This window comes from Halomonas sp. 3D7M (assembly GCF_014897885.1).
Classification (GTDB): Bacteria; Pseudomonadota; Gammaproteobacteria; order Pseudomonadales; family Halomonadaceae; genus Vreelandella.
Genome location: NZ_JABUZF010000146.1, coordinates 1 through 5,900, shown reverse-complemented (window position 1 = coordinate 5,900; position 5,900 = coordinate 1). Strand labels below are relative to the sequence as shown.

The 5,900-nt window shown below is 51.1% G+C and carries 2 protein-coding genes and 2 pseudogenes; 3 read left to right on the top strand and 1 reads right to left on the bottom strand.

Annotated elements, in window-relative coordinates; all coding sequences use genetic code 11:
• Positions 1–189 precede the first annotated feature (189 nt).
• Positions 190–1,419 (top strand): annotated as a pseudogene (locus INT22_RS21875) (putative bifunctional diguanylate cyclase/phosphodiesterase); the annotation flags it as partial.
• Positions 1,420–1,478: 59 nt separating this feature from the next.
• Here the strand turns inward: INT22_RS21875 and nhaD are convergent.
• Positions 1,479–2,957 carry a sodium:proton antiporter NhaD gene (nhaD, locus tag INT22_RS07115; RefSeq protein WP_193060671.1) on the bottom strand — a complete coding sequence of 493 codons (1,479 nt, stop codon included), beginning with the start codon at positions 2,955–2,957 and terminating at the stop codon, positions 1,479–1,481.
• A 441-nt stretch (positions 2,958–3,398) separates the two neighbouring features.
• Here nhaD and INT22_RS07110 point away from each other — a divergent pair, with 441 nt between their 5' ends.
• Positions 3,399–4,376: a TAXI family TRAP transporter solute-binding subunit gene (locus tag INT22_RS07110; protein ID WP_193060670.1), complete on the top strand. Its 978-nt coding sequence runs from the start codon at positions 3,399–3,401 to the stop codon at positions 4,374–4,376.
• An 87-nt stretch (positions 4,377–4,463) separates the two neighbouring features.
• Positions 4,464–5,900, top strand: a pseudogene (locus tag INT22_RS07105) (TRAP transporter permease); the annotation flags it as partial.

Here is a 5,900-nt window from a genome sequence, read left to right as displayed (position 1 = left end):
CGCATCATGAAGGGCTTAGAGCGGGGTAAGTTGCTTTTTAAGAGCAAAAGGCCGTCTTCAACAAGCTTTAGTTGGGCGCCCAAGTGGCTAAATGCCGATATGAAGATTACTCAGCCAGATGACCAGCTGGGTAAATGAATAAGGACAACAGGCAGTGGAAACGGCTCGAAATCGGGTTTTTCTACAGCCTCGTTAGCCGATGCCACGGATCAAAATAATTGCACAACAAACTTCAGCGCAATCTTTATTGTTGATTTAGATAATTTTAGATTGGTGAATGACATCCAGGGCCACGAGAGTGGCGATCAATTACTGATTAATGTCGCCCAAAATTTGCAAATACATTTGCCCCAGGAGGCAACCGTTGCCCGCTTTAGTAGCGATGAGTTTGTCGTACTGTTAAATACATTAGGTGAACAGCAAGGTAAAGCAACGCACAACGCTGAACGCCTTGCAAGGCAGCTCTTAGAAGCGGTTGCTAAGCTGCGTAACGACCGGGCACTGCCGATTACCGCCAGCATTGGTATTTCACTGTTTAAGTGTTTGGGGTTGAGTGTGAACAGTGTTTTACAACAAGCAGACATGGCACTTCAACAAGCCAAAGCGGCTGGTGGCAATTCGTTGCGCTTTTTTAATATGGAGATGCAAACCAGTGTGCTGGAGAGGGCTAGGCTTGAGGGGGATCTGCATCAAGCCTTAGAGCGCAACGAGCTGTCGCTACACTACCAAGTGCAGGTTAATCATCAAGGCGTCACTACTGGCGTTGAGGCCTTATTACGCTGGTATCACCCACAGCGGGGCTGGGTATCACCAGCTACCTTTATTCCTCTTGCGGAAGAAAACGGGTTGATTCTGCCTATTGGGCACTGGGTGTTGAAATTAGCCTGTGAACAGTTAGCAAAATGGGCGCAGCAGCCTGCTTATGAGGCACTCACTATCTCAGTTAACGTGAGTTCGGTGCAGTTCCAGCAGCCTGGGTTCGTACGTGATGTAGAAAGCTTGTTAGCACTAACCCAGGCACCGCCGAGTCGTTTGGTGCTGGAAGTGACGGAGAGCCTATTGATGAGCGAACCCACGCGAGTACGTAGCACCATGTTAAAGCTTCGTTCCCAAGGTATTCGCTTCGCGCTGGATGATTTTGGCACGGGCTACTCGTCGCTGAGCTACCTGAAACGCTTACCGTTGGACGAGCTAAAGATCGATCAGTCGTTTATTCGCGAATTATTAACGGACAAAACCGATGCGGCGATTGTGGATACCACGATTCTTTTAGCGGTCAGTCTCGGTTTAACCGTAGTGGCTGAAGGCGTCGAGAAAAAAGAGCAGTTTGATTGGCTTAAAGGACATGGCTGTTACCGCTATCAGGGCTATTTATTTGGCCGCCCGACGCCAATTGAGTATTTATTTGAGGCGTACTAAAAAGCCCGCGCAGCACCTGTTAGCGCGTGACGCGGGCTTGAACTGGTGTCAACCGTTCGTTAACCAAAGACGGCGAAGCTATTGGCGTTAAGCCACATATGCACAATGATACTGGCGACGTAGCCTAGAAAAATAGCCGGTGCCCAGCGTAGGTGGCCCATAAAGGTATAAGCGCCACGCGCTTGCCCCATCACGGCAACCCCAGCTGCGGAGCCAATGGAGAGCAAGCTGCCCCCTACACCGGCCGTCAACGTAATCAGTAGCCAATGCCCGTGGGACATTTCAGGCTCCATGGTCAGTACTGCGAACATTACCGGAATGTTATCGACTACCGCTGACACAACCCCCAAGATAATATTGGCCCAGGTGGCGTTCCAACCGGTGTAAAGCGCTTCGGAAAGCAGGCCAAGGTAGCCCATAAAGCCAAGGCCGCCTACGCACATAACCACCCCGTAGAAGAACAGCAGTGTGTCCCACTCGGCGCGGGCGACACGATTGAAAACATCAAACGGCACCACGCCACCCAACTGCTCAAGCTTTTTATTATCGCCTTGGCGGCTGTAGCGTTCACGCTTGCGTTCCAGTGAGCGAGGCAGGCTGCGACGTAGGTAATAGCCGAAAAACTGTAGGTAGCCAAGACCCGTCATCATGCCGAGTACCGGCGGCAAGTGCAGCAGCGTATGGCACAGTACAGCAGTGGCAATAGTGATCAAAAACAGCGCAATAATTCGCCGTGCACCGCGTTTGAGCCATACATCTTCATAAACGCTACTGGGCTTCTGATCCTTAATAAATATACTCATGATGACCGCAGGAATCAGGAAGTTTACCAAGGCAGGCAGGAAGAGGATGAAAAATTCCTGGAACTGGATAATACCGGCTTGCCAGACCATAAGCGTGGTGATATCGCCGAAGGGGCTAAAGGCACCACCGGCATTGGCGGCTACCACAACGTTGATACAGGCGAGATTAATGAAGCGTTTATCTCCTTCAGCAACCTTGGTGATAACGGCACACATTAGTAGCGCTGTAGTTAAGTTATCGGCAATGGGAGAGAGTACAAAGGCAAGGCCGCCCGTTAGCCAGAATAGCTGGCGGTAGCTAAAGCCTTTGCGCAGCATCCACGAGCGAAGGGCGTCAAATACACGGCGCTCCTCCATGGCGTTGATATACGTCATGGCTACCAACAGGAACAGCATTAGCTCGGTGAACTCCAAAAGTGTCACACGAAACGCATGCTCTGACGTATCGGACATGCCGTTTTGGACGTACACCCAGCCAATGAGTCCCCAAATAATACCGGCAGCAACCAGTACCGGTTTAGACTTACGCATGTGGATCTTTTCTTCTGCCATTACTAAGGCATAGGCAAGCACGAAGATCGCTACGGCAAAAAATCCGACGGTTGAGGAGGTTAAGTCGATATCTCCAGTCACTGCAAAAGCGGAAGGACTAATGCATAATAATAAGGCTGCTAACAAAAAAGGCCAGCAACGAGAAACTCGGAGCTGGCCTGGGTCATTATGTAACGTCGGCATGGCGTATTTATCCTTATATTGGTTAAAAGGTAGGGGGAATAAGCGGCGTTAGTTTAACAAGTTATATTGCATTGCAATACGTAATTAAACCGAATGAAATGCTTTGATAAGCAAGTTATTACGTCTTTTTTTTGGAAATTATCCGTTTAGCTAATAGTAAAATGGCCAAATAAATGTAAAGAGTTTAATCATAAATCAGATAAACATAATAGATTTACGATATTTGTTGGTCTCCGTCGCTTTGTAGGTATATTTGCGGGTTGTGGGTCGATCTTCAGGCGGTAATAAAATTGAGCAGCATGCGCGACCATATTGATGGCTGCGTTGGTATGGTTGATCATTATGTCGCGTCTAAAGGCTTGGAATTTAGCCTTTGTCATCGCTTTCAGTCAATAAAAACGAGGCCACACAGCTGGCCGTTGGACACGTTAAGGAACTCATATGCACCACTCAATTCGCTCCCTTTATCGCACGTTAGGCGTCTCGGCTGCCACGCTTGCCCTTGCCGCTGCGGCAATGACAGCACAAGCAGAAACACGGGTTACCTATAAATCAGCATCGGCGGGAACCGCCTATTACCAGATGGGTGTTGAGCTCTCTGAGGCAGTGCGCCAAGGCACTGACGATGCCATTATCCTGACCCTAGAAGAGAGCCAGGGCTCGGTGCAGAACGTGATGGAGGTGATGGCTCGGCAAGGTAACTATGTATTCACTACGCCGCCAGCCTTAGTTGAACAGGCTATGGCTGGGGAAGGGGCTTTTGCCGAGCGTCAGCATCCTCGCTTCCAAGAGATTCGCGGCCTATTTCCTATTCCCTCTATCACCATGCACTTTGTGATCGCAGGCGATGGCGGTGTGACCGATATGGCGGCGCTTGAAGATAAGCACATCTTAATCGGCCGAGGTACTTTTGGCGCTCGGGAAGCTACTCGGTATCTAGAGCTATTTGGACTGGAAGAGAAAGTACGTGTTGCTGACGCTTCTATTGGAAGTGGGCCAGATGCGTTAAAAAATGGTCAGATTGATGCCTTTGTGACGGCCAGCTCCTTCCCAACCCCGAATGTTATTGAAACGGCTGCCAGCATGCCAATCAGCTTGGTTAGCTTTAGCGATGAGCAGATAGCGCAAACAGGCGCTGCTCGTCAGACGATTCCTGGTGGCACGTACCCAGGTGTGGATGAGGATGTTAAAACCACGTCACTGCCGGTCATCGCTTATACAACTTCACAAATGGATGACGATACCGCGTATGCCCTGACAAAAACCTTCTGGGAGCGTCGCGATGCCATGGCTGAAGAAGCGGCTTGGTGGAGCAGTATCTCGCCCGACATGCTGAGTAATATGACCGGTACGCTGCACCCCGGTGCACTGCGTTATTATGAAGAAGCGGGAGTCGATGTGCCTGACGCTCTTCGATAAAGGCTGCCTTAGCAGCGTTTTTTGGCACTGATAATACGCAACGGTCTGTAGGCCGTTGCGTCGTTTTATAGGGATAGGCAACTCGGCATGCATGCTCTTTTTTCGTCTCAGACGGCTGATAACGCCACACCTAATGCGGTGGCGTCCCCTGGTTGGATTGCGTTAGGTGTCATTAGCGTTGGGTTTCATTTAGGACTGATTTTTTACGGTTTAACGCCCGCCCTGGTGAGCAGGCCATTGCATATGGCGCTACTGCTGCCTTGGGTGTTGATTTATATGGCTAAAACCCCTTTTCAGCGCATTAGTGGCTGGGGGCTGACGCTATTAGGGATAGCCGCTTGCGCCTACATCGCGCTTAACGAAGCCTCACTGGCGAATCAGTATGGCTTTATTGATACCCATCTGCAGATGGCGATTGGTCTTTTCTTAATTATGCTGGCCCTGGAGGCAGCAAGGCGTGCGATCGGTTGGCCGTTGCCATTGGTTGCGCTATTGGCACTGCTTTACGGCGCTTTCGGGCAGTATGTGCCGGGGGCATTTGGCCACCCGGGGTTGCCACTGCAAAGCATGGTGGGTTCACTGACGATTGCGGAAGGGGGGGCTTTGGGGCTCGCTAACGGGGGTTAGCGTGGGTGTCGTGGCTATCTTTGTGATCTTTGGTGCGGTGCTTAATGCTGGCGAAGCTGGCCAAGGTTTCATGAATTTAGCGAGTGCCGTTGCTGGGCGCTTAACCGGTGGTGCGGCTAAAGTGTCGGTGATTTCGTCGGCGCTGATGGGGTCCATTTCAGGCTCAGCCTCGGCGAACGTTGCCTCTACTGGGGCGATTACGATTCCCTCTATGGTACGTTTGCGCTACCCGCGTTCGTTTGCCGGCGCAGTAGAAGCGGTGGCGTCTTCAGGCGGGCAAATAATGCCACCGCTGATGGGGGCGGGAGCCTTTGTCATGGTCGAGCTAACCGGCACGCCCTACACACAAATCATGGCAGCAGCAACGCTACCGGCGGTGCTCTATTTTCTGACGGTATGGATGGGCATTAATGCCTACGCAACGCGTCATGACTTGCAGCCGATTGATGCCAGCGAGCAGCCAGCCGCCAAAGAAGTACTCATCACATCACTCTTTTTTGCGGTGCCATTTGTACTGCTGTTAGAGCGTATTTTTAACGGCGGATACACACCTCAATATGCCGCTAGTATTGCGATATTTGCCGGCGCAGCACTGCTGCTGGTCGATGTTACGCTGCGTTTCTCAATCACTGGGTTTGCAAATCGCTTAGCGGATGCAGTGGTGACCGCAGGGCGGCAAATTGCCACCATTGGTGCGATTATTTTGTGTGCCTCTCTGGTGATTGGTGTGCTCTCGTTAACAGGCCTTGGCGTAAAAATCACGTCGGGTATCTTATCGCTCTCAAATGACCTGCTATGGCCTGCGCTGTTGTTAACCGCACTGGCCTGCCTGATTTTGGGAATGGAAGTGCCAACAACGGCAGCCTATGTGATTTGTGTGTCGGTGGCGGGGCCAGC